Raw genomic sequence first — 23,598 nt, 5'->3', positions numbered from 1 at the left:
CGCGAGTCGGGAGGGGGACGCCCCCAGCGCGGCGGGGCGGCCCTTGCGCGGGGGCACTGGCTTGGGCCGCGCCGGTTTCATGCGCGGCGTCCCGGATAGCAGAAATGAAAAAGGCGGCCTCGAAGGCCGCCTTTGTTTTTCCGCTGCGCGGAAGGTCCTCAGCGCAATTCACCGTACTGCGTGCTGCTCAGGTCCGGGCCGCGCTCTTCGGCGCCGGGCATTTCCGTGTCCTCGAAGCCCGTCGCATTGGGCGGCCGGGGGCGGATGGGGCCCGAACGCACCGGGGCGCCGCCGGGGCGTGCCGGAACGACGGGCGCAGGGTTGGTACCAGCGGCATCGGCCAGGGCGCGCTTGAAGGCGGCCACTTCGTCGGCCTCGATGGGCTCGAAGCGCGGCACGGGGCGCGTGGCTTCGTAGTCCACCGGCGCGGGGGGGCGCGGTGCGATCGTTCCCGTCAGCGGGGCCGGGGCTGTTGCCACGGGGGCTGCGGGCCGCAAGGGCGCCGGGCGCGAGAGGGGAGCTGCAGGCGTGGCGGTCAGCGGGGCGGGGGCCGATACCGGCGGCAGCGGGCGCCGCACGGCAGCAGCAGGGGCCTGCTGCGTACCCAGAGGCAGGGCCGCACCCAGCGGGGCAATGCCCTTTTGTGGAATGCCCACCGCCACATGGTCATTGATGCGCCAGTACACGGCGGTCACCAGGATGTCGTAGCGCGTCTTGGCGGTCTGGGCGATCAGCGCCTCGATCTCGGACAGGCGCACGGTCTCGCCGCCGTACTCGCGCGCCAGGTCCATCATCACCAGGAACTGGCGGCCGCGCTGGTCCAGCGAAAGCACCTTGAACTTGTAGCTGGCCGAAAGCACGCCGGCACGCACCATGGCATCGCGCACCACCGTGTACAGCAGCTCGCGCCGCTCCATGCGCTCGTTCTTGCGGTTGGCGGCATGCTCGGGCGGCAAGGGGTCGAGCATGGGCTTGCCCTGGCGGCCTGCGGCCAAAGGCACAGTGGCGTCGGCGTTGAGCAGACCCGAAGTCTCCGATGCCGCATTGGGCCGGGGCTTGGTCGGTGCCGGTTTGCGGCTGAACCAGCTGAACAGTGACATGGCTTGCTTTCCTCGGGGTGCGCCTGCAGTGGGTTGTGCGATTCGAGTGTACCGCGAGCCCTGCGCCCCCAACGATGCCACCGGTCCCGAAAGGGCTGCCGGCCGACAGGGGTGTCAGGTCGCCGCAACGCGACGGCGGCGATTGCCCAGGCGCTTGGCCAGTACCGACCCTGCCGCCATGGCCAGGCCCAACGCAATCGCAGGCTGCCGGTTGGTCAGCTCGGTGAAGCGGATGGCCGTCAGGCTCCAAAGCTTGCACGGCCCGCTGGCCTGCACCGTGGCGCTGCGGGCCCGGTGCGAAAAGAAGGCGCCTTCGCCCAGCACCGAACCGGGGCCCACGATGGCCAGGCGCAGGCGCTCTTTTTCGTCCTGGAAGTGCACGCTCAGGCTGCCGCTCTCCACGAAGTACAGGGTGCGGTCGGTCGTGCCCTGGGTGAACAGCACGTGGCCCATGGGGATGATGCAGGGCAGCAGGTAAGAGGCGACGACATCCCACTGCGCGGGCGTCAGCGGGTTGGTCATGCTGTCGTCTGCGCTGGCCTGGGCGATGGCATCGATCAGGCCCTGCAGATCGGCTTTGGTGGCAGCGGGGGAAAGGACATTCATGGTCACCTTAAAGTAACCTTGTTACAGGTTGCGCACAAGCGCTGTTTACGTCCGTTTACAACAAAAGAAGGTGCCCCGCACACCGCACCCCGCTACTTGCCGATGCAAAAGCTCGAAAAAATCACGCCCAGCAGGTCATCGGACGTGAACTCGCCGGTAATGGCGCCCAGTGCGTTCTGGGCCAGACGCAGTTCCTCGGCCAGGATGTCCAGCGCGGGGGCTTTCGCCTGTAACTGCGCATGCGCTTCGTCCAGGTGGGCGGCCACTGCCTGCAGCGCCTGCACGTGGCGGGCGCGGGCAATGTACACGCCCTCGGGTGCCGACTGCCAGCCCGCCACTTCCAGCAGCGTGCGGCGCAATTCTTCCAGGCCCGCTCCCGTGCGCGCCGACAGCCGTACCGAGCGGCCCTCGCCCTGCAGCCGGGCCACCGTGGCCGCGTCCACGCAGTCGGTCTTGTTCCACACGTCGATCACCGGCACCGAAGCGGGCAGCCGCCCGGCCATGTCCCTGGCAATCGCCGCATCGCTGGCCGCGTAGTCCGCCGTGTCGGCGCGCGACAGGTCGTGCAGGAACAGCACCGCATCGGCCCCGGCGATCTCGTCCCAGGCGCGGGCGATGCCGATGCGCTCCACCTCGTCCTCGCTGTCGCGCAGGCCGGCGGTGTCGATCACGTGCAGCGGCACCCCCTCGATCTGGATGGTCTGCTGGACCTTGTCACGCGTGGTGCCGGCAATCGGGGTGACGATGGCCAGCTCCGCCCCCGCCAGCGCGTTGAGCAGCGAGCTCTTGCCCGCATTAGGCTGGCCGGCGATCACCACCTTGATGCCCTCGCGCAGCAGCGCGCCCTGCTGCGCGCGCTGGCGCACGCGGGCCAGGGTCTGCTGCAGGCGGTCGAGCTGGCCCTGGGCGTCGGCCTGTTTCAAGAAGTCGATGTCCTCTTCCGGAAAATCCAGCGTCGCCTCCACCAGCATGCGCAGGTGAATCAGCGCGTCGCGCAGCGCGTGGATCTCGTTCGAGAAGGCGCCCGTGAGCGAGCGGCTCGCACTGCGCGCCGCGGCCGAGGTCGAGGCGTCGATCAAATCGGCAATCGCCTCGGCCTGGGCCAGGTCGATCTTGTCGTTGAGGAAGGCGCGCTCGGTGAATTCACCCGGCTCGGCCACGCGGAGGCCGGCCAGCACCGCCGCGCCCCCCTCGGCCTGCACCGCGGCCGCCGCCTCCAGGCAGCGCGCCACGAGCAGCTGCAGTACCACCGGGCCGCCATGGGCCTGCAGCTCCAGCACGTCTTCGCCGGTATAGGAATGCGGCGCGGGGAAGTACAGCGCCAGCCCCTGGTCGATGGCCTGGCCGTCGGCATCGCGAAACGGCAGGTAGTGCGCCTCGCGCGGGCGCAGGTCGCGTCCGCACAGGGCCTGCACCAGCGGGGCGACGCCCTTGCCGGACACGCGCACGATGCCCACGGCGCCGCGCCCCGGGGCAGTGGCGATGGCAACGATGGGGTCGGCGTGGCGGGCAAGCATGGGGGTGACTTTAGCGGTAGGGATTGAAAAAGGCCGCTTGCGCGGCCTTTCGGGTTGCTCAGCGATCAGGCAGTGGTGATCACTTGAACTTGGGCAGGTTGAACTGCGGTGGCACGCCCATGCGGGTGTTGATGAGCCACTGCTGCGCGATGGACAGAATGTTGTTCGTCAGCCAGTACAGCACCAGGCCCGCCGGGAAGAAGAAGAACATCACGCTGAAGATCAGCGGCATGAACCACATCATCTTGGCCTGCAGCGGATCGGGTGGCGCGGGGTTCAGGGCCGTCTGCAGCAGCGAGCTGGCCGTCATCAGCAGGGGCAGGATGAAGAACGGGTCCGGTGCCGAGAGGTCGCGGATCCAGAGAATCCACGGTGCATTGCGCATTTCCACGCTCGACAGCAGCACCCAGTACAGCGCGATGAACACGGGGATCTGGATCATGATGGGGAAGCAACCGCCCATGGGGTTGACCTTCTCCTCGCGGTAGATGCGCATCATCTCCTGCTGCATCTGCTGCGGCTTGTCCTTCAGGCGCTCGCGCATCTCCATGATCTTGGGGTTGATCGACTTCATCTTGGCCATGCTCGAATAGGCCTTGGCGTTGAGCCAGTAGAAGGCGATCTTCAGCAGCAGCACCAGCGCCACGATGGCCCAGCCCCAGTTGCCCAGGATCTTGTGCAGCTGGTCCAGCAGCCAGTACAGCGGCTTCGACAGAATGGTCAGCCAGCCATAGTCCTTCACCAGCTCCAGGCCAGGGCTCAGGGCTTCCAGCGTCTTCTCGACCTGGGGGCCGGCGAACAGGCGTGCGTCCAGCGTCTTGCTGGCGCCGGGGGCAATGGCGCCCAACTGGGTGATCATGCCCACCGAGTACAGGTTGGTGTCCACCTTGCGCATGAACAGGTTGCGCTGCACCCCGTCGGCCAGCAGCCAGGCGGTGGCGAAGTAATGCTGCACCATGGCGGCGTAGCCGTTGGTCGCATCCTTCTGGATGTCGACCTTGCCGGCCTCGATGTCCTTGAACTCGACCTTCTGGTACTTCTTGGCCTCGGTGTAGACCGCAGGGCCGGTGAAGGTGGAATAGAACGACGACTCGCCTGGCGGCTTGTTGCCGTCGCGCACCAGCTGCAGGTACAGCTCGGGCGACACGGGGGCCGTGCCGGTGTTCACCACTTCATGCTTCACGGCGATGTCGTAGGCGCCGCGCTTCACCGTCCAGGTCTTGACCAGCTTCACGCCGCCCTGCTCGGGCGACTCGAAGCGGATGGTCAGCTCGTCCTGCCCGTCCGTCAGCTCGCGCGGGCCGGCCACGGCCGTCATCAGCGTCTTGTGCGTGGGGAAGTTGCCGCCGATCAGGCCGGTCTGCGCCACGTACACGCGGTTCGCGCTTTCGTCGAGCAGCAGGAAGTTCTTGCCGCTCTTATCGCCGATGTCGGCGTGCTTGAGCAGCTCGGCGTGGGTCAGCGAGCCGCCCTCGCTGTCGAAGGTCAGGCGGTAGACGTCGGTCGTCACCTGCACGCGCTCACGGGCAGCGGGTGCTGCCGTGGGAGCGGGCTGGCCGGGCACGGCCGATGCGCCCTGGGCCGATGCGGTGGCGGGCGCCGACGCATTGGTGGTGGCAGGCACGCTCGCAGCCCCTGCCGAAGCGGCAGAGGCGGTGCCCGCAGGTGCAGGCGCGACCACGGGGGCTGCGGTGGGGAAGAAGGTGGCCTTGTTGCCGTTGTGCAACTGCCACTTGTCCCACAGCAGAACCATGGAAAAGCCAAAAATCACCCACAGTATGGTGCGGCGAATGTCGTTCATGAAGACTTCTTTGGTGAAGATGATGTGGAAGGTTGAAGCCGCGAGAACAACCGCATGCTGCGCGGCAATTCCTGCGGGACCGGGTCATGGCCCCCGTCACACCAGGGGTGGCAGCGTACCAGCCTGCGCACCGTGAGATAACTGCCGGCCGCCGCGCCATACTGCTCCAGCGCCTGCAGCGAGTAGACGGAGCAGGTCGGCTCGAAGCGGCAGGCCGAGCCCAGCCAGGGGCTCAGAAACAGGCGGTAGCCCTTGACCATCCCGATGAGCAGCGCACGCATCATGGCGCAGTCACCGACACCCGTGGCACGCTGGGGCTTTTGTCGGTTCTGCTAGCGCCGCTGGCTTTGCCAGCCTCGCCACCGGTGCCCTGGCCCTTGTTCTGGCCAGGGCCCGAACGCTTGGCGGCGTAGCCGAACAGCTGCAACAGCTCGGCCCGCACCGCCTCTTTGAGCTGGTCGGACGTGGCGCTGATGAACTGCTTGCGGTCGAACGTGCTGCGCAGGCGCACCACGTGCGCGGCCTGGGGCAGGCGCTCCTCGAAGGTGGCGCCCACGGTATAGATCTGCCGCTTGATGGCGTTGCGCGTGACCGCGCGGCGCGCCCAGCGCTTGGGCACCATGGCGCCCAGCCACACGTCGGGAACGGCAAACAGGGCCTGCGGCGAAGCGCCGGGCCCTGAAGGGGGTTCCGTCTTTGCGGCTTTCGCTGCTGGCGCATCAGTAACCGGAGTCACCGATGCCGCCCTGGTATCGCCAGACGCGACATCGGCACCGCCAGTCGTGGCAGTGCCGTCGGCGCCCAACACCAGGCGGTGCAGCGCAAAATGGGCGGTACGGGAAACGGTGCCCCCCGCCATGGCGGCCTGGAACTGCGGACGGGTTTTCAGCCGTTGCATGCAAACGCCCCGTTTGGTACCTGACGGTGCAAACCGGGGTGCAGCGAAGTGCAGACCCAGACCTGGCCGGCCTTAGACGGCCAGGCGCTTGCGGCCCTTGGCGCGGCGTGCGTTGATAACGGCACGGCCACCGCGGGTCTTCATGCGAACGAGGAAGCCGTGGGTGCGCGCGCGGCGGGTCTTGGAGGGTTGGTAAGTACGTTTCATGGTGCTCTATTCCTTGAGGTTCAGTTCCGGACTGTTGCGCAGAAATAGCGGCACGCCGGGTCAAATCACCCTGAACACATTCAGGGAAACCCAAAATTATCGCAGGCTTCTGTGGTGCTGGCAATGCCCCTCTGCGGGAAGACCCTGTGGCGTGCCCGAATCAGGGGTTCAAAATGTACTTTCGGCCCGCCTCCCCAAGGCCCTGATCCCCTCTGTCAGGGGGCCTTTCCAAATTGTGGATAACTCCTTGACAAGCTACAATGCGAGGCCAAGCTCCGTTCCTCCTATCCACAACAAGAATCCGCCTATAAATGACCGAGGAACCCTCCAGCAGCTCCGCATCCAACCCCGGGGCAGACGCCGGCCAGGGCCTGTGGCAGGCCTGTATCGAACAACTGGCGCAAGACCTGCCCGAGCAGCAGTTCAACACCTGGATCAAGCCCCTGGTGGCGCAGGTGACTGAAGACTTCTCCAAGGTGACGCTGTTCGTCGCCAACCGCTTCAAGCTCGACTGGATCCGCGCGCAGTACGGCAAGCGCATCTCGCTGCTGCTCGAAGACCTGTACGGCCAGCCCGTTACGCTGGAGTTAGCGCTCGCTCAGCGTGAAGCCGTTACCCGTACTTATGTGCGGCCCAACGCAGCGGGCACGCAGACCCCGGTTTCCCACAATGACCAGCAGGGCCAGGGGCAGGGCAGCCATGGCAACAACAACAGCTCCGGCAATGGCAACAGTAGCAACAGCGGCAGCAGTACCTCCGACGAATCGGCCGGAGCCTTCCGCAACCGCCTGAACGCCGGCCTGACGTTCGAAACCCTGGTGGAGGGCACGGCCAACCGCATGGCGCGCTCGGCCGCCATGCACGTGGCGGGCATGCCCGGCCACCTGTACAACCCGCTGTTCATCTATGGCGGCGTCGGCCTGGGCAAGACCCACCTGGTGCATGCTGTGGGCAACCGCCTGCTGGCCGACAAGCCCGACGCCAAAATTCTCTACATCCACGCCGAGCAATTCGTGTCGGATGTGGTCAAGGCCTACCAGCGCCGCACCTTCGACGAATTCAAGGAGCGCTACCACTCGCTGGACCTGCTGCTCATCGACGACGTGCAGTTCTTTGCCAACAAAGACCGCACGCAGGAAGAATTCTTCAACGCCTTCGAAGCCCTGCTGGCCAAGAAGAGCCACATCGTGATGACCAGCGACACCTACCCCAAGGGCCTGGCCAACATCCACGAGCGGCTGGTTTCGCGCTTCGACTCGGGCCTCACCGTGGCCATCGAGCCGCCCGAGCTCGAGATGCGCGTGGCCATTTTGATCAACAAGGCGCGCGTGGAAGGCACCGAGATGCCCGAGGAAGTCGCCTTCTTCGTGGCCAAGAACGTGCGTTCCAACGTGCGCGAGCTCGAAGGCGCGCTGCGCAAGATCCTGGCGTACTCGCGCTTCAACCAGAAGGAAATCTCCATCCAGCTGGCCCGCGAGGCACTGCGCGATCTGCTGTCCATCCAGAACCGCCAGATCTCTGTGGAAAACATCCAGAAGACCGTTGCCGACTACTACAAGATCAAGGTGGCGGACATGTACAGCAAGAAGCGCCCGGCCAGCATTGCCCGCCCGCGCCAGATTGCCATGTACCTGGCCAAGGAGCTGACGCAAAAGAGCCTGCCCGAGATCGGCGAGCTGTTCGGCGGCCGCGACCACACCACCGTGCTGCACGCCGTGCGCAAGATTTCGGGCGAGCGCCAGCAGCTCACCGAGCTGAACCAGCAGTTGCACGTGCTGGAACAGACCCTCAAGGGCTGATGACCGTGCAATACGACCAGCCCGTTTTTGTAAGAACCTGTTCGGCGCTACACCGACGCAGAAAACACGTCCTTACAAGGCAAAATGGGGGGTTTATGGGCAGCAGGGGGGCACAACCCGTGCCGCTGCCCGCACCGTTCCAAAAAAGATCCACAAGCAAGGGGTTGATGACATGATCGTCCTGAAGGCAACACAAGACAAGGTACTCGCGGTTCTGCAATCGGTGGCTGGCATCGTGGAGCGTCGCCACACCTTGCCCATTTTGGCCAACGTGCTGATCCGCAAGACCGGCAACGCGCTGCAGCTGACGACCAGCGACCTCGAGATCCAGATCCGCACCACCGCAGAGCTGGGTGGCGACACGGGCGACTTCACCACCACCGTGGGTGCGCGCAAGCTCATCGACATCCTGCGCACCATGCCCAGCGACCAGACGGTGAGCCTCGAATCCGCCCAGTCCAAGCTGATCCTCAAGGGTGGCAAGAGCCGCTTCACCCTGCAAAGCCTGCCGGCCGAGGACTTCCCGCTGGTGCAGGAGTCGGCCGCCTTCGGCCCCGTGTTCGCCGTGCCGCAAAAAACCCTGAAGGACCTGCTGGGCCAGGTGTCGTTTGCCATGGCGGTGCAGGACATCCGCTACTACCTCAACGGCATTCTGTTCGTGGCCGAGGGCAAGCAGCTGAGCCTGGTGGCCACCGACGGCCACCGCCTGGCCTTTGCCAGCGCCACGCTCGATGTGGAAGTGCCCAAGCAAGAAGTCATCCTGCCGCGCAAGACCGTGATCGAACTGCAGCGCCTGCTGTCCGACGCCGGTGGCGAGAACCAGCCCCACATCGAGATGCAGTTCGCCAACAACCAGGCCAAGTTCACCTTTGGCGGCATGGAGTTCGTGACCAAGCTGGTCGAAGGCAAGTTCCCCGACTACAACCGCGTCATCCCCAAGAACCACAAGAACAGCATCACCCTGGGCCGTGCCCCGCTGCTGGCCAGCCTGCAGCGCACGGCCATCATGACCAGCGACAAGTTCAAGGGTGTGCGCCTGAATCTGGAGCCCGGCACCCTGCGCGTGGCGTCCAACAACGCCGAGCAGGAAGAGGCCGTGGACGAGCTCGACATCGACTACGGTGGCGACACCATCGAGATCGGCTTCAACGTGACCTACCTGATCGACGCCCTGGCCAACATGGGCCAGGACATGGTGAAGGTGGAGCTCTCGGACGGCAACAGCTCTGCGCTGCTGACCATCCCCGACAACGAAAGCTTCAAGTACGTGGTGATGCCGATGCGCATCTAGCCCTGCGCCGTGCCCCCGCCTTGCGCGCCGGGCACTCCGCATGAGCTATTGATTTGATAGCTGCTCGCCCCCATATGATGGGGATCAGAGCCCTATTTGAACCTTTTTCGACAGACACATTGGAAGCCGACCCCGGCTTCCCCGGATCCCAAGGCCCACCATGACCGCTGACAACAACCTGCCCGAGCAAGAAGAACCTACCGGCACTGGTGAGCCCGTTCCGCACAAGATCGACACCAACCAGGCCGGCGCCAGCGAAAGCTACGGCGAAGGCTCCATCACCATCCTCGAAGGCCTGGAGGCCGTGCGCAAGCGCCCCGGCATGTACATCGGCGATACGTCCGACGGCACCGGCCTGCACCACCTGGTGTTCGAGGTGGTCGACAACTCCATCGACGAGGCCCTGGCTGGCCATTGTGACGACATCGTCGTCACCATCCACTCCGACAACTCCATCAGCGTCACCGACAACGGCCGCGGCATCCCCACCGGGGTGAAGATGGACGACAAGCACGAGCCCAAGCGCAGCGCCGCCGAGATCGCGCTGACCGAGCTGCACGCAGGCGGCAAGTTCAACCAGAACAGCTACAAGGTATCGGGCGGCCTGCACGGCGTGGGCGTGAGCTGCGTGAACGCGCTGAGCATATGGCTGCGCCTGACCGTGCGCCGCGAAGGCAAGGTGCACCAGATCGAGTTTTCGCGCGGCTTTGTGCAAGACCGCCTGCTCGACAAGGTCGACGGCATCGAAGTGTCGCCCATGCGGGTGACGGGCGATACCGAAAAGCGCGGCACCGAAGTGCACTTTTTGCCCGACACCGAGATCTTCAAAGAGAACAACGACTACCACTACGAGATCCTGGCCAAGCGCCTGCGCGAACTCTCGTTCTTGAACAACGGCGTGCGCATCCGCTTGAAGGACGAGCGCACCGGCAAGGAAGACGACTTCTCCGGCGCCGGCGGCGTGCGCGGCTTTGTCGAGTTCATCAACAAGGGCAAGACGGTACTGCACCCCAATTCGTTCTACGCCGCAGGCGAGCGCCCGGCCGAGACGTACGGCGGCATCCCCGGCACGCACATCGGCGTGGAAGTGGCCATGCAGTGGAACAGCGCCTACAGCGAGCAGGTGCTGTGCTTCACCAACAACATCCCCCAGCGTGATGGCGGCACCCACCTGACCGGCCTGCGCGCCGCGATGACCCGCGTCATCAACAAGTACATCGAAGAGCACGAGTTCGCCAAGAAGGCCAAGGTCGAAGTCACCGGCGACGACATGCGCGAAGGCCTGTGCTGCGTGCTGAGCGTGAAGGTGCCCGAGCCCAAGTTCAGCAGCCAGACCAAGGACAAGCTGGTGTCCAGCGAAGTGCGCGCCCCCGTGGAAGACATCGTGGGCAAGCTGCTCACCGACTACCTGCAGGAGCGCCCGGCCGACGCCAAGATCATCTGCGGCAAGATCGTGGAGGCCGCCCGCGCCCGCGAAGCCGCCCGTAAGGCCCGCGAAATGACGCGCCGCAAGGGCGTGCTCGACGGCATGGGCCTGCCCGGCAAGCTGGCCGACTGCCAGGAAAAAGACCCCTCGCTGTGCGAAATCTACATCGTCGAGGGTGACTCCGCCGGTGGATCTGCCAAGCAAGGGCGCGACCGCAAGTTCCAGGCGATCTTGCCGCTGCGCGGCAAGATCCTGAACGTGGAAAAGGCCCGCTACGAAAAGCTGCTGACCAGCAACGAAATTTTGACGCTGATCACCGCCCTGGGCACCGGCATCGGCAAGGCCGGCGGCACCACCGGTGGCGATGACTTCGACGTGGCCAAGCTGCGCTACCACCGCATCATCATCATGACCGACGCCGACGTTGACGGCGCCCACATCCGCACCCTGCTGCTCACCTTCTTCTACCGCCAGATGCCCGAGCTGGTGGAACGCGGCCACATCTACATTGCCCAGCCACCGCTGTACAAGGTAAAGGCCGGCAAGGAAGAGCTGTACCTGAAGGACGCGCCCGCGCTCGACGGCTTCTTGCTGCGCATTGCGCTGAACCACGCCAGCGTGAGCACCGGCGGCGACAACCCGCAAACGCTGAGCGGCGACACCCTGACCGACCTGGCCACCAAGCACCAGGTGGCCGAGAGCGTGATTGCGCGCCTGAGCAACTTCATGGACCCCGAGGCCCTGCGCGCCATTGCCGACGGCGTGGCCCTGAACCTGGACGCCGCCGCCGAATCCGAAGCCAGCGCCGTGGCCCTGCAAGCCAAGCTGCGCGAGCTGAACACCACCGGCGCCCCGGCCGAAGTGGCCAGCGAGTTCGACGAACGCACCGACAAGCACGTGCTGCGCATCAGCCGCCGCCACCACGGCAACATCAAGAGCAGCGTGATCACGCAAGACTTTGTGCACGGCGCCGACTATGGCGCCCTGGCACTGGCCGCCAACACCTTCCGCGGCCTGCTGGGCGAAGGCGCCAAGGCCCTGCGCGGCGAAGGCGAAAAGCGCAAGGAAGAAAAAGTGGGCGACTTCCGCCAGGCCATGAAGTGGCTGATCAGCGAAGCCGAGCGCAGCACCAGCCGCCAGCGCTACAAGGGCCTGGGCGAGATGAACCCTGAGCAGCTGTGGGAAACAACGATGGACCCCAACGTGCGCCGCCTGCTGCGCGTGCAGATCGACGACGCCATCGAGGCCGACCGCGTGTTCACCATGCTCATGGGCGACGAGGTGGAGCCGCGCCGCGACTTCATCGAAACCAACGCGCTGCGCGCTGGCAACATCGACGTTTGATATTTGGATAGTTAGCTATCCGATCAACACCCATCCATCAAGCACCGCTTGCACTGAAAACGCCCGGCCCATGCCGGGCGTTCTTACGTCTGGTGCTGTAATAGACCTGCCTCGACCCTGACACCCATCATTCGACTCGCCACCATGCCAAAGCCACTCACCACCATCGCTGCCGCTGTTGCCGCACTGGCATTGACCGCCGCCGCATCGCCCGCCTGGGCGCAAACCTACAAATGCACCCAGCCTGACGGCAAAACCGCCTTCCAGGACCAGCCCTGCCACATGAGCGGCGGCACTGGGGGCAGCGTCCACATCAAGGTCACGCCGCCCTCCAGCGACCCCCTTCCGCCCAGTGCCTCGCCTGCACGGCAGCGCTCGCCTTACGCAGGCAGCACCGGGGCCGGCACGGGCACCAGCACGCAAACCGCCGACGCCCAGGCGGCTCAACAGGCGCGCCAGCAGGCCGAGGCCCTCAACCGCTCATCGCGGTGCAATTCCGCGCGCAGCAACCTGGGCGCGCTCAAGGCCCAGCGCCCCGTGTTCCAGTACGACAACAAGGGCGAGAAGCAGTACCTGGACGACAGCAAACGGCAATCGGAGATGGCTGCGGCACAGCGCGGCGTGGCGGAGAACTGCCGTTGACGCGGAGGGAGACAACTCGGAATGCCCCAATCCCAAGACCCCGCATCGCTCCAGCAACTGGCCCTGCGCCTGCAGGAGTTTGCGCAGCAGCGCGACTGGGGCCAGTTCCATTCGCCCAAGAACCTGGCCTCCGCTTTGATCGTGGAGGCCGGCGAGCTGCTGGAGCACTTTCAGTGGCTGACCGAGGAGCAGAGCCGGAATCTGCCTGCGGACAAGAAGCAGGCGGTTGCGCATGAGATGGCGGATGTGCTGTTGTACCTGGTGCAGATGGCTACGGCGCTGGATGTGGATCTGATCGAGGCTGCGAATGCCAAGGTGGGGATCAATGGGCAGAAGTACCCTGCGGATCAAGCGCGGGGGAGCCGTCGCAAATTCGACGAGCTGTAGTCGCTGACCTCTCGTGCACCACAATACCTCTGCCCGCAACGTCTGCAGCCATGCGGCGAGGGCAGGCGGGGCGGATAAAAAAGCGAAGCGCAGCACCCTGGATTTCAATGAACAAGAGTGGAGTGCTACGGGTTGTTGATCAGCAGCTCGCGGTACACAGCCAGGGGGTGATCGTATCCCCAGCCCTTTTCTTGGGCGGTCTTTGATCCAATCCACCGAACTTAAGCCAATCTACCCCTTGTAAGCCATGTTCGGATGCGGCTTCACATGGCGCCTGGGTCTGGGCTGAGATCGGCCCGCCACCCGGCGCACCAGATTCTTGCCCAGCAACGCAATCGCATCTGCAATCGAGCCCTGTATGTCCTGAATGGCCAGCAGCGCGCGCGCCAGCCAACGCTGCATCACGTGCGCTGCGTATGCGCGGTTGCACACCCGCTCATCGGGCTGCAACTGCTGGGCGGTCTGCGCTGCCATGCACACCAGTGCTGCCAGGTTGTCCGCCAGTACCTTGGCCGCCACATCCACCAGCAGTGCCTGCTGCGTCAGCCCAGAGATGCATTCGAGCTTGAGGCGCTGCTTGAGCCTCTTGAACGCCTCTTCAATGCGCCAGCGCTGGTGGTACAAGTGCCCAAACACCGATGCCGGGAAGTCCTGCGCGGGCAGGTTGGTTGCCATCACCCGCACCTGCCCGGTGCTGGATACACAGCGCACCAGCCGCACCCAGGGTGGTGCACCTGAGCACTCGTAGTCCTTGGCATCCTGCGCACTGGGCGCTCTCAGTTGCACCACGGCCTCAGCCTGGTGGCTTTGCAAGAACGCCTGCATGGCGCTCCAGCCATTGGCCTTGTCGCAGCGCATGCAAAAGCCTATACCCCGCTCCTGCAGATGGGCCACCAGCCAACTGGCGGGATAGCCCCGGTCCAGCACCAGCACATCCAAAGGCTCCAACTGCTCCAAAGCCTCGAACAACATCTGCCGCTCAGGCACCTGCGCGCCATGCACCCGGGCGTGCACGCACAGCTCAGCGCCAGGCCGGTACAAGGCAAACAGGCGCTGGTCCGCACTGGCCACCCGCAGCCGATGGCAGGCGCGCAAGGCAGGCATCAACACACTGGCGTCACCAGCCACCACGCGCCGCCCCCGCCAGCGTGGCACCCAGGCCTGCGCGCCCGCAAGCAAGCGCGCATTGAGCCCATGCAGGGCATTCCAATCGAGGTGGCTGCGGGCCTTGGCAAAGGCGCGATCAGAGACGCCGCGCACATACCCGAGCCCAAGCCCATCACCGTCAGAGCCCAGGCTGCCAAAGAAGCCGTCCAGCATGACTTGCTGGGAAGAGCCGCGCTGACACAGCAAGGCCCCGATGAGATGCGGCAAGGGCAGTTTGCGGCTGCGCGTGAAGGCATTGGGGTGCTGCGCCAGCCGTGCGGCTTGGGCAAAGGCATCGCTGTGGATGTGCTGGCTCAGCTCGCTGAGCAGGTGCGCAAGTGCAGTGCCATCAATGCCAAGGGTTAACCCTGAGTTTTCTTGCCATGGGGGTGTTCATTGTCAAGTGAAGATTTGCAAGAAAACCCAATCAAATCATTGGGTTACAGTGAGTATTTTAGCTTAAGTTCGGTGGATTGGTCTTTGATCTCATCGGCTATCGCATCGAGCTACTCTTGGCTGTAGATGCTCAGTCTTTTCCCTTGGCAGGTACTGGCGCACCAGGCCATTCATGTTCTCGTTGGAACCTCTTTGCCGAAGTGCTGACCGTGGTTAGAACATGATCTAACGGACTCCTTTGACAGATTATTTCAACGCCACTTGAGCAACTTCATGAGCTCAGGGTTCCAAGAAAATGCAAGTTATTTTTGACAATCATGACAAATCGTAGGTGTAACTTTTTGCTTCTCACTTGATGTATAAAACAGTTGGCCTTGGATCGAGTCATTCAAGATTTTTCCCTTTTATCATTTCACAGTATGCAAACATCGGCAAAATTTTATGAAAGCTTTTCCCATGATGCAAAGCTTCAAGAGTGCGTCAACAATGTGGTATCACAACTTGAAGCTCATGGGACATCTCAAAACAAGCCAGGAATGCTTTTGGGAAAAATTCAATCGGGAAAGACAAGAGGTTTTCTTGGGGTAATAGCCAAGGCTTTTGACAACGGTTTTGATATAGCAATCGTAGTTACAAAGGGTACAAAGACACTTGCGACGCAGACCGTAAGTAGAATTAGCAATGATTTTAAAATCTTCATCGAAGATGACAAAGTTGCTGTCTTTGATATCATGTCCATGCCTGAACGACTGACAAAATCAGAGCGGTCTAGGAAGCTAATAATCATCGCCAAAAAGGAAGTTAACAACCTCAAGCGGGTTATCGATCTTTTTAAAAGCAACAACTATCCAGATCTCAAAAGCAAAAAAGTTCTGCTCGTCGATGATGAGGCAGACATGGCTGGCGTTAGGTTTATAAAGAAGAAAAATACTGAAGAGGTTAAACAGGGATCAGTTGCTCAACAGCTTGATGACTTGCGGCGTTTTGTAAAGAAAACCTCCTTTTTACAGGTTACAGCAACGCCATATGCACTTTACCTTCAGCCAGAAGACTACTCTGACAAGAATACTGGATCCTTTGTTTTCATGCCTAAAAGGCCAGCGTTCACGGAGTTGCTCCCCATACATAGTGGCTATGTGGGAGGTGATGACTACTTCGGCGATTTCGATGAAAATGATCCTCGTCACTATTTATTTGTCGAGGTACCATCCGAGGAACAAGAGGTACTAAGGTCAGAGGATGGAAGATCAATTAGGATAGACCGGGTATGGACATCGAAGACTATCTCCGTGCTACGTCAGGCAGTAATGACATTTATCCTGGGAGTTGTTGTACGAAGAATTCAACAGAATGAAGCGGGACAACAAAGACTTGGAAAATTTGCGATGATCATCCACAATGATACGCAAAAGTCAGCGCACGGATTTCAGTGGACGACCGTTGAACGTATTCGAGTAGCATTTGAAGCAGGTGCAATCAATGACGATCAACGTTTCAAGGATCTCTTTGATATTGCCTACTCGGATTTGGAAGCCTCTGTCAAAGCCCATAAAAAAACCAAGATGCCCGGGAAATCTCTGGCATATAGCGAAATTAAGAAACTGATATCCAGCGAAGAAGTCAATGTGCAAATGGTCAACTCCGATGTGCAGGTGGCCCCTCTGCTAGATCCTGCTACCGCAGAACTGAAGCTAAGAGCGCAGGCAAATATTTTTATTGGTGGCAGTCTCCTAGATAGGGGAATCACCGTTCCATATTTAATTGCATTCTATTACGGACGTGACCCAAAGCGAATGCAAGCTGATACCGTGCTGCAACACTCTCGAATGTATGGGAATAGGCATCGCGATGACCTTGCGGTGACTCGATTTTATACATCAATCACCGTATTTCAACGCTTGAGGCAGATCGATGATTTAGAGACTGCGTTGAGAGAAGCGTTTGAAAAAGGTGGGCACGATGCTGGCGTTGTTTTTATAGAAAACGATGCATCAAAGGGAATAATTCCTTGCGCCCCTAATAAAATATCTCTAAGCAAAGTGGCAACAGTTAAACCTGCGGGGTATTATCTTCCAAATAACTTCGACACTACCGAGTCAACGAAATCCAACTCGGCACTTCAAAAACTCAATTCCAGACTAGAATCTCTGGTTAGTAAGTCTGTAGAAATGCACGAAGTTTCATTAGATGAAGCCCTCGAATTTATCAACCTAACCAAGTCAGCTATCAAGATACCACCTGGCTCTGCCTTTTCTTGGGATGCTATGGAGGGCTTGCTGAAATACTATGCAAAAACATCGGACAGTCAAATTGTCTATCTCATCGTAGAAACTGGTCGCGAATTAGGTAAAATTGAATCTGGAAGAAAGACCGGTCAATCTATAGTGGGTGGCCTTTCGATTCGAAAAGCACTGACGGATGAAAATCGTGTACTCCCTGCTTTGATAATGCTGCGCCAAAAGGGTGGAAAGCAGTTGGGCTGGGCAAGCAAAAGTAACTTTTGGTGGCCTGTATTAGCCGCTCCAGTTAATAGCGAACCCTGCGTATTTTCAAATCCCAAATAATATAATATTGGGGGCTTATAAGCCCCCAATATTATTCAATCGCACCAGCATGTCCCAACTGCTTACTTATATGGTCTGATATGACCCTTGCAAGAGGTTGAGGAAATGCATTTCCAATCAGTCGTTCAGCATCAGTTTTAACAATATTAAATCTCACCGAATCCGGAATTCCTTGCAATCTAGCCGCCTCCCTGAGCGTTAACGTTCTTACCTTGTCATAGTGAAGAAATCTGCCACTACCAGGGTTATGAAAATTCGTAGTAATAGTCCTAGAAATTCCATCGCGATGTAGTTTAGAATACGCTTGCGAAAAATACCTTCTTGACCGACCACGTACTCCGTCGCCCAAAAGAACTCCACCTTCAGGAATGTCTTTCAAACGCCGAATAGTTTCTGGCCTGTGATTCCAGGGCTCATGATCGAAAGCATGTGAAGCCCCTTTTCTAAGGATTTTGGCATATGCGCTGCCTTCATTCTTATATGATTGAGGCTCACCCCCTTCAACTGCCTCAGGCAGATCTCCTAGCGCGTCCTGAAGAGTCACCAACTTATTTAATTTCTTTCCATGACTCAACAAATATGCTGGAAGCTCATTTGACCAATCGACCCTAACATCCCCCAACAATCCTAAAGATATTATTCCTTCCTTTGTTGAAGGATCAACGAACTTCTGAGATCCATAGTCAAATACTGGCACACAGCCCAGATGAGTTGGCAATGGCAAAGTTGGGATAACCCCTGTGTCGCGGTGATAACCAATAACAATTGCTCGGGTTCGAGTTTGCGGAACACCGTACAAAGCAGAATTTAAAACCCCTGTCCATACGTTATATTGAGCACGAGCAGACTGCAGCTTTTTTTGAAAAGCCTTGTATTGAAGCAATCGCTCTACATTTTCCATCACAAAGAAATTTGGTTGCATTTGATCTATCAATCGGAAATAGCTATTCACTAGGCGATTGCGTGGATCACTTTCCTGCCGAGGTCCAGCCTCACTAAATCCTTGACACGGAGGGCATCCCAAAAGACCTATGACATTGTTTCCATCAACATGCTTGGAAATAGCCCCATATCGCAATTGCCGTATATCCATATCGACATACTTAGCATCAGGCCCTGCATGAGACAAATATACAGCCTTGGCATGCGGATCTATATCATTTAGAAGTAATGTTTCGTATACACCATTCTCGCTAAAGCCTCTTGCAACAGATCCAATTCCCGCAAAAACCTCAATTAGGCCGAGCCTATTTCTAGGCAGCAATTTAGGTTCAGAATTTCTTGATGGCTCAACTCTCATACCCATATTTAATCACATTTTCACAACAAAGCAAGATTTCTTTTGTTGGCGTCATTTGCAAACGAAAAGTTTTACTAGATACACCCAGTAGTGCACAAATAGCACTTATTAAGAGTTTACCCTTTCAACAGATTGGTCCCAACTCCGTATCGCCCCGGTTAGCAGTGCATACAGAAGAGATTATGATATGTCAAAGACTGATAGCCAAGTCTACTGGATAGCACTATTTGTCGTGGGCCAGCAATCCCCATCCGTATTAGAGCCACCAATACGCATAACCAAAATTCATTAGCTTTTTCTACTCCTGCTTTTAAGTTGTGATCTCGTCAAGACCTATTTGCACCCTTTACCTGGACTTTCAGTCAACGCCAAGGCTCGCCCTATCGCTCATCCTTTATCTCGATCCACGTTCCCACATTGGGCGACGCGCCTGAACCGGGGCCGCCAGATGCCGACCTGCGCGCCACCGTGCTCGGGCAGGACGATCTATACGACCTCGGGATCGCAGCAGTGGTTGATGCCTGGGTGTAACAGCCCAGGACGCCGCCGTCGGATGACTGCAGCAAGCTGGGGTCGCCGTCCTTGACCGACGAGCCTGGGTGATAGTCATTGACGCGCAGGATCATCACCAGTTGCACCGGGGAACTTGGTTGGTCGCCGTCGAACTGGTAGACGGGTCTCGTAACCCAGGCCGGTGTCTTTGATGTAGGCGAATGCTTCTAGAACCACTCTGTCTGCAGATCTTGGGGCACGTCCTCGCGCACGGTGACGTGTGCAGGCTGGCTTGCATGAAACCTGTGTAGGCGCGGTCCAGTTTGGGCTCGGCACCCCTGCGGATGCCAGCCGACTTGGGGCTGGCTTTTGACATCCAATTGGCAGTAAGCGCAATGCGGGCTGAGCCCGCCGTAGACATTGCGGCAAAGCCGCAGCATACATTCACTCACAATGCAGGCTCCCGCTAATCCGCAATACGGCCCCGCATCGCCCAAGCCATGCCGACTACGACCACCAACGACACCGACGACGATATCGATGCATCCTCCCCCGGCTGGGACGCCATCTCCGCCCGCCTGGGCCAACTCTACCCCGGCCAGGAGCCCAAGCACTTCGGCACCCTGATCTCGCGCATGCCGGGCGGGCCCGACCCGCTGGACGGCATCAGCGCGTGGCGGCGCATGGACCCGGTGCCGCACTGGCACTTTGTCACCTATGGGTTCAGCGAGCTGTATGCCAAGGAGTCGGGCGACCCGGCGGTGAGTGGCTACGGGTTTGAGCTGACCTTTCGGCTGGCGATAGCGCCGGGCTCTGCCGCAGAGGCCACCGATGCGGATGCCGAGCCCCCAACGTGGGCGCTGAGCTTTTTGCAGAACCTGGCGCGCTATGTGTTCCAGAGCGGCAATGTGTTTCGCGATGGGGATTGGATGACCGCCAACGGCCCCATTGCGCTGGCGCAGGCCACGCAGATCTGCTCCATGGGCTTTGTGACCGACCCGGAACTGGCGGAGCCGCTGGCCACACCCAATGGCTCAGTCGCATTTTTGCAGGTGGTGGGCTTGACGCTGGACGAAGAGTGCGCGGCCAAGCAGTGGCGCACGCGCAACCTGCTCGATGTGCTGGCCCCGCACATGCCGCTGTGGGTGACCGATCTGGGCCGCGCATCGCTGCTGGCCAACCCGGCGGTAAAGCAGCAGGTGGACGAAGGCGCGCGGCGGGATGGGTCGTCGAGCGGGTATCTGTTTACCGATGTGCTGGGCCTCAAACAGACTAAGCGGCTGCTGCGCAAGCCGCTGACGCAGGTGACCCTGGGTGCCCGCCAGGTGGAGGAGCTGGTGGCCCTGCTGCCGCTGCGCCTGCCGTTTGGCCGCACGCTGCGCGTGGCGGGGCACGAATGGCAGTTGCTGCTGGAGCCTGCGGGTGCCGATGGCCAGAACGCGGTGGAGTGGCCGGGCGAGGGGGAGGGTGCTGTGGTGCTGCGCCTAACCGACGCCACGGTGCAGCAGTTTGCGCAGACGGTCCAGCCGCGTGAGGGCAGCTATGTGCTGCCGCTGCTGCCCGAGGTGAAGTGGCTGGTGCAGAAGACGACCATCACGGATTCGACCGGGAAGGTCGTTGAAGTAATCGGATGATCAGCCGCAGCTAAGCAAGCGCGGTCCATAGGGTTTGCATTCGACCGCACGACTAGGCGGGGGAGCCGCCGACAGTGCTGTAGCACGGCAAGGCGCCCCAACGACGTCAGGCGGTCGAACGCAAAGCCGTACTTATTCTTGCTTGGTCTGCTTCCAAATGCGGTCAGCCCGCTCCCACGCGGCCTTGGCTGCGGGCTCCGCGTCCTTCCAGCTCAGGCGGCTGGTCTCGCGGTCCGAGTCCCAGCGCGTCTGCAGGTGGCCGCGCGCGTCGTCCCAGTCGCTGCGCCCGTCGATCACGCTCTGGTAGCCGTGGCGGTAGGCAGGCGCGTAGTCGTCATAGGTGTAGGCGTCGGAGTAGTAAGGCTGCCGGCCATGGGCGTCGCGCCAGTAGGCGTCTTCTGCCGTGGGGTTGACGGCTTCTGCGGCACCCTTGCCGGCCAGGCCGCCGACCACTGCGCCGACAACTGCCCCCACGGCGGTACCGATGGGGCCGCCGACGGAGCCGACTGCCGCGCCGGTAACCGCACCGCCCGCAGCGCCGATGCCGGTGCCGACGGGGTGGGCACCGGGTGCGCCGGTGATGGGATCAGGGTTGAGGTCTGGGTTGATGGTGTCTCGGGCCATGGTGTGCTCCTGGTGTTGTCGGGTGGAACTCCATGGTCCATGCACCCGCGCTGGCGTGGCGTAGGCAAACGGCCCAATGCCGTGCCAGAGGGCAGGGCCTACCTACAACACCCTGCGCGGCGCGGCCGTGGCCGCATCGCCGCTGTTGGGCGTGCCTGTCGATTCGATCAGCAGGATATGCGCCTCGGCACTGGCGCGCGGGCGGTGCTCCACCCCCTTGGGCACCACATAGAGCTGGCCGGGGTGCAGGGTGACCATGGCGCCGTGGGGCAGGTCGATCTCCACGGTGCCTTGCAGCACCAGGAAGAAGTCGTCGGTGTCGGGGTGGCTGTGCCACTGGTACTCGCCTTTGATCTTGGCGACCATGATGTCGTGGCCGTTGAACTCGGCCACGGTGCGTGGGGCCCAGTGGCCGGTGAACTGGCTGAGCTTGTGGGCCAGGTCGATGGCGGGGACGGCGGTGGCGGCGTTGGTGGTGTCAGGCATGGGGTAAGTTGGCTGTATGGCTTGGCTATACCGCACCGATGGGCGGGTTGCGTGCAGTTTCGCCACTGGGCGCGGGGCGGTCTTGTACATTTGTTGCATGCACGCCGGGGACCCAAGCTCCTCCTCTTCTTCCTCATCGCCCAGCCAGCGCGACTGGGCCGAGATGCGGCCGCTGGCGTCGGGCGGGGTGACGCTGCTCAACGCGCATTTCACGCAGCACCGGTTCGAGCGGCACAGCCACGAAACGTATTCGATCGGCGTCACGCGCTCGGGGGTGCAGACCTTTGCCTGCCGGGGTGCGCGCCATGCCAGCCTGGCGGGCGATGTGATCCTGTTCAACCCCGATGAGCCGCACGACGGCAGCCGGGGCACGGAGGCGGGGTTCGGCTATTCCATGCTGTACGTGGATGCCGCGCTGGTGCATGCGTGGATGGGCGACCGTGGCGCAGCCGGTGGCGGCGCGCACAACCGCAGCAGCATGGCCACCCGCTACTTCAAGGCACCGCTGGTGCACGACCCGCAGGGTGCGCTGCTGCTGCAGCAGGCCGTGGCGGCGGTAGCCGAGCGGCAGGAGTCGCTGCACGGGGAGGAGCGCACGGCCGCGGCCATAGTGGCGCTGCTGTGCCGGCATGGCGAGTTGCGCCGGCCCTGGGCGGCCACCAGCCTGGATGCAGGCCGCGCACGCATGGCCCTGGTGCGTGAGTACCTGGACGCGCACTTTGCCGACGACGTAACAGTGCAGGCCCTGGCCACGCAGGCGGGCCTGTCGCGCGCGCACCTGACCCGTGCGTTTACCGCCACCTATGGCATGGCGCCGCACGCCTACCTGAACATGGTGCGCATTCGCCAGGCCCAGGCCGCCCTGCGGCAGGGCGGCGCGGTGGCCGATGTGGCGGCGGCCTGCGGCTTTGCCGACCAAAGCCACCTCACGCGGCGCTTCAAGGGCCAGGTGGGCATGGCGCCGGGACGGTGGCTATCGCACATGCAGGCTGGCTGATCAATCGCCAAAAGGGGGGTGTTGCGCCCACCGCACAGCCCATGGGTACCCGCACCTAAGTTGCTGCACACCGCTGTAAGCAGTTGCAACCCGATGCTAGAGTGCGCGGGCGGGTTCGCCCGCCTGCGTGGGGAGCGCAGTACCACCCAACAACGAATCCAACATCCATCATGCGTTTCCTGACGAGATACTTCCGCGCGCTGGTTCTGATCACCGCTGCGCTGGCCCTGGTGGGCTGCACCGCGCCCCGGGCCAAGCCGGACGCCGACCTCAAGGCCAAGCAGTTCACGCCCCAGGCCGAGACGGCTTCGCTCTACATCTACCGCAGCGAGATGACCGGCGCATCCGCCCCGATGACGGTCAGCGTCAACAACCAGTCGCTGGGCAAGACCAATGCCCGCACCTACTACCAGCTGGAGGTGGCGCCGGGAAGCTACACCGTGGTTTCGTCGGCCGACAACACATCCACGGTCACCGTCGAAGCCGAGGCGGGCAAGAGCTACTACGTGTGGCAGAAGGTCACGATGAGCATGGGCTCGGGCACGGCGCGCGCCCAGGTGTCGCTGGTGAACGAGGCCCAGGGCCAAAAGGGCGTGCTCGCCAGCAAGCTGCTGACCACCAAGGTGCGCCCCAGCGCGTTTGGCGTCGGCCCGGCAGCTGGCAGCCCGCCGGAGGCGCCGGCAGCCGCACCGGTGGCACGCCGTGCAGCAGCAGGGCCAACGCCTGCGTCACCCACGGCAACCGCCGCGATGTCGATGCCGCATTTCGTGCCCGACGCCAAGCCAGTGAGCCGCGTCGCCAGGCCAGCAGCAGCCCCAGCACCAGCCGCGCAAAACGTGCCCACCGCCGCCTCCGTGCCCGTGGTGAGCCCTGCCCAGCCTGCACCCGTAGCAACGGCTGCCGCCGCAGCGCCTATGCTCACCAGCCAGAAGGAGTCGCGC

General features: G+C 61.7%; 20 protein-coding genes. 9 read left to right on the top strand and 11 right to left on the bottom strand.

Features of this window, described 5'->3' with window-relative positions:
* Positions 1 to 158: 158 nt before the first annotated feature.
* The 7 genes from ASE31_RS05350 to rpmH form a co-directional block, all read right to left on the bottom strand.
* Entirely contained in the window at positions 159 to 1,100 is a 942-nt protein-coding gene (locus tag ASE31_RS05350) for a hypothetical protein (RefSeq protein ID WP_057200495.1), read from the bottom strand.
* A 114-nt stretch (positions 1,101 to 1,214) separates the two neighbouring features.
* Complete coding sequence (locus tag ASE31_RS05345) at positions 1,215 to 1,706, bottom strand: Crp/Fnr family transcriptional regulator (RefSeq protein WP_057200494.1); 492 nt, start codon at positions 1,704 to 1,706, stop codon at positions 1,215 to 1,217.
* A gap of 92 nt (positions 1,707 to 1,798) precedes the next feature.
* Entirely contained in the window at positions 1,799 to 3,223 is a 1,425-nt protein-coding gene (mnmE, locus tag ASE31_RS05340) for a tRNA uridine-5-carboxymethylaminomethyl(34) synthesis GTPase MnmE (protein ID WP_057200493.1), read from the bottom strand.
* A gap of 79 nt (positions 3,224 to 3,302) precedes the next feature.
* Entirely contained in the window at positions 3,303 to 5,024 is a 1,722-nt protein-coding gene (gene yidC, locus ASE31_RS05335; RefSeq protein ID WP_057200492.1) for a membrane protein insertase YidC, read from the bottom strand.
* Positions 5,021 to 5,308 carry a membrane protein insertion efficiency factor YidD gene (gene yidD, locus ASE31_RS05330; protein WP_057200491.1) on the bottom strand — a complete coding sequence of 96 codons (288 nt, stop codon included), beginning with the start codon at positions 5,306 to 5,308 and terminating at the stop codon, positions 5,021 to 5,023. Before yidD ends, yidC begins: the two co-directional genes overlap by 4 nt.
* Positions 5,305 to 5,922, bottom strand: coding sequence for a ribonuclease P protein component (locus ASE31_RS05325; RefSeq protein ID WP_057200490.1), 618 nt, complete (start codon positions 5,920 to 5,922; stop codon positions 5,305 to 5,307). The genes yidD and ASE31_RS05325 overlap by 4 nt, the downstream gene beginning before the upstream one ends.
* 72 nt (positions 5,923 to 5,994) lie before the next feature.
* Entirely contained in the window at positions 5,995 to 6,129 is a 135-nt protein-coding gene (gene rpmH / locus ASE31_RS05320) for a 50S ribosomal protein L34 (RefSeq protein ID WP_005798102.1), read from the bottom strand.
* A 311-nt stretch (positions 6,130 to 6,440) separates the two neighbouring features.
* Between rpmH and dnaA the strand changes: the two genes are divergently transcribed.
* From dnaA to ASE31_RS05295, 5 genes are all read left to right on the top strand, one after another.
* Positions 6,441 to 7,928 (top strand): chromosomal replication initiator protein DnaA, encoded by a 1,488-nt coding sequence (gene dnaA / locus ASE31_RS05315; RefSeq protein WP_057200489.1) that lies wholly within the window; start codon positions 6,441 to 6,443, stop codon positions 7,926 to 7,928.
* A gap of 172 nt (positions 7,929 to 8,100) precedes the next feature.
* The gene (gene dnaN, locus ASE31_RS05310) at positions 8,101 to 9,219 is read left to right on the top strand and encodes a DNA polymerase III subunit beta (protein ID WP_007854794.1); all 1,119 of its coding nucleotides are present in this window, start codon (positions 8,101 to 8,103) and stop codon (positions 9,217 to 9,219) included.
* Positions 9,220 to 9,379: 160 nt separating this feature from the next.
* Positions 9,380 to 11,989, top strand: a complete 2,610-nt coding sequence (gene gyrB, locus ASE31_RS05305) for a DNA topoisomerase (ATP-hydrolyzing) subunit B (protein WP_057200488.1) — start codon at positions 9,380 to 9,382, stop codon at positions 11,987 to 11,989.
* Positions 11,990 to 12,133: 144 nt separating this feature from the next.
* A complete protein-coding gene (locus ASE31_RS05300; protein ID WP_057200487.1) occupies positions 12,134 to 12,631 on the top strand; it encodes a hypothetical protein in 498 nt (165 codons plus the stop codon).
* Between the two features lie 21 nt (positions 12,632 to 12,652).
* A complete protein-coding gene (locus tag ASE31_RS05295; protein ID WP_057200486.1) occupies positions 12,653 to 13,018 on the top strand; it encodes a nucleotide pyrophosphohydrolase in 366 nt (121 codons plus the stop codon).
* A gap of 231 nt (positions 13,019 to 13,249) precedes the next feature.
* Here ASE31_RS05295 and ASE31_RS05290 read toward each other — a convergent pair whose 3' ends face one another.
* Positions 13,250 to 14,437 (bottom strand): IS4 family transposase, encoded by a 1,188-nt coding sequence (locus ASE31_RS05290; RefSeq protein WP_235514317.1) that lies wholly within the window; start codon positions 14,435 to 14,437, stop codon positions 13,250 to 13,252.
* 542 nt (positions 14,438 to 14,979) lie between these two features.
* Here ASE31_RS05290 and ASE31_RS30850 point away from each other — a divergent pair.
* Positions 14,980 to 17,124 (top strand): Z1 domain-containing protein, encoded by a 2,145-nt coding sequence (locus ASE31_RS30850; protein WP_082604031.1) that lies wholly within the window; start codon positions 14,980 to 14,982, stop codon positions 17,122 to 17,124.
* A 31-nt stretch (positions 17,125 to 17,155) separates the two neighbouring features.
* Here ASE31_RS30850 and ASE31_RS30845 read toward each other — a convergent pair whose 3' ends face one another.
* Positions 17,156 to 18,430 (bottom strand): DNA cytosine methyltransferase, encoded by a 1,275-nt coding sequence (locus tag ASE31_RS30845; RefSeq protein ID WP_082604050.1) that lies wholly within the window; start codon positions 18,428 to 18,430, stop codon positions 17,156 to 17,158.
* Positions 18,431 to 19,416: 986 nt separating this feature from the next.
* On the opposite strand from ASE31_RS30845, the gene ASE31_RS05285 reads away from it, so the two are divergent.
* Entirely contained in the window at positions 19,417 to 20,550 is a 1,134-nt protein-coding gene (locus ASE31_RS05285) for a suppressor of fused domain protein (RefSeq protein ID WP_057200484.1), read from the top strand.
* Positions 20,551 to 20,682: 132 nt separating this feature from the next.
* On the opposite strand, the gene ASE31_RS05280 is transcribed toward ASE31_RS05285, so the two are convergent.
* A complete protein-coding gene (locus tag ASE31_RS05280) occupies positions 20,683 to 21,174 on the bottom strand; it encodes a hypothetical protein (protein ID WP_057200483.1) in 492 nt (163 codons plus the stop codon).
* Between the two features lie 102 nt (positions 21,175 to 21,276).
* Positions 21,277 to 21,660 carry a cupin domain-containing protein gene (locus tag ASE31_RS05275; RefSeq protein ID WP_057200482.1) on the bottom strand — a complete coding sequence of 128 codons (384 nt, stop codon included), beginning with the start codon at positions 21,658 to 21,660 and terminating at the stop codon, positions 21,277 to 21,279.
* 97 nt (positions 21,661 to 21,757) lie between these two features.
* On the opposite strand from ASE31_RS05275, the gene ASE31_RS05270 reads away from it, so the two are divergent.
* A complete protein-coding gene (locus ASE31_RS05270) occupies positions 21,758 to 22,657 on the top strand; it encodes an AraC family transcriptional regulator (RefSeq protein ID WP_235514271.1) in 900 nt (299 codons plus the stop codon).
* A gap of 170 nt (positions 22,658 to 22,827) precedes the next feature.
* Positions 22,828 to 23,598: DUF2846 domain-containing protein (locus ASE31_RS05265; RefSeq protein ID WP_082604030.1), on the top strand; the 771-nt coding region annotated here is incomplete at its 3' end.

Origin of the sequence: Acidovorax sp. Root217, assembly GCF_001428645.1 — a bacterium.
GTDB lineage: Bacteria > Pseudomonadota > Gammaproteobacteria > Burkholderiales > Burkholderiaceae_C > Acidovorax.
This window is presented reverse-complemented; position numbering and strand designations above follow the sequence as displayed.

Coding starts and splice junctions, on each gene's coding strand:
- dnaA (WP_057200489.1), top strand. CDS start 6,441: ATGACCGAGGAACCCTCCAGCAGCTCCGCATCCAACCCCGGGGCAGAC.
- ASE31_RS05300 (WP_057200487.1), top strand. CDS start 12,134: ATGCCAAAGCCACTCACCACCATCGCTGCCGCTGTTGCCGCACTGGCA.
- ASE31_RS05350 (WP_057200495.1), bottom strand. CDS start 1,100: ATGTCACTGTTCAGCTGGTTCAGCCGCAAACCGGCACCGACCAAGCCC.
- dnaN (WP_007854794.1), top strand. CDS start 8,101: ATGATCGTCCTGAAGGCAACACAAGACAAGGTACTCGCGGTTCTGCAA.
- ASE31_RS05280 (WP_057200483.1), bottom strand. CDS start 21,174: ATGGCCCGAGACACCATCAACCCAGACCTCAACCCTGATCCCATCACC.
- ASE31_RS30850 (WP_082604031.1), top strand. CDS start 14,980: ATGCAAACATCGGCAAAATTTTATGAAAGCTTTTCCCATGATGCAAAG.
- gyrB (WP_057200488.1), top strand. CDS start 9,380: ATGACCGCTGACAACAACCTGCCCGAGCAAGAAGAACCTACCGGCACT.
- ASE31_RS05285 (WP_057200484.1), top strand. CDS start 19,417: ATGCCGACTACGACCACCAACGACACCGACGACGATATCGATGCATCC.
- ASE31_RS05275 (WP_057200482.1), bottom strand. CDS start 21,660: ATGCCTGACACCACCAACGCCGCCACCGCCGTCCCCGCCATCGACCTG.
- ASE31_RS30845 (WP_082604050.1), bottom strand. CDS start 18,430: ATGGGTATGAGAGTTGAGCCATCAAGAAATTCTGAACCTAAATTGCTG.
- yidC (WP_057200492.1), bottom strand. CDS start 5,024: ATGAACGACATTCGCCGCACCATACTGTGGGTGATTTTTGGCTTTTCC.
- mnmE (WP_057200493.1), bottom strand. CDS start 3,223: ATGCTTGCCCGCCACGCCGACCCCATCGTTGCCATCGCCACTGCCCCG.
- ASE31_RS05270 (WP_235514271.1), top strand. CDS start 21,758: ATGCACGCCGGGGACCCAAGCTCCTCCTCTTCTTCCTCATCGCCCAGC.
- rpmH (WP_005798102.1), bottom strand. CDS start 6,129: ATGAAACGTACTTACCAACCCTCCAAGACCCGCCGCGCGCGCACCCAC.
- ASE31_RS05325 (WP_057200490.1), bottom strand. CDS start 5,922: ATGCAACGGCTGAAAACCCGTCCGCAGTTCCAGGCCGCCATGGCGGGG.
- ASE31_RS05345 (WP_057200494.1), bottom strand. CDS start 1,706: ATGAATGTCCTTTCCCCCGCTGCCACCAAAGCCGATCTGCAGGGCCTG.
- yidD (WP_057200491.1), bottom strand. CDS start 5,308: ATGATGCGTGCGCTGCTCATCGGGATGGTCAAGGGCTACCGCCTGTTT.
- ASE31_RS05295 (WP_057200486.1), top strand. CDS start 12,653: ATGCCCCAATCCCAAGACCCCGCATCGCTCCAGCAACTGGCCCTGCGC.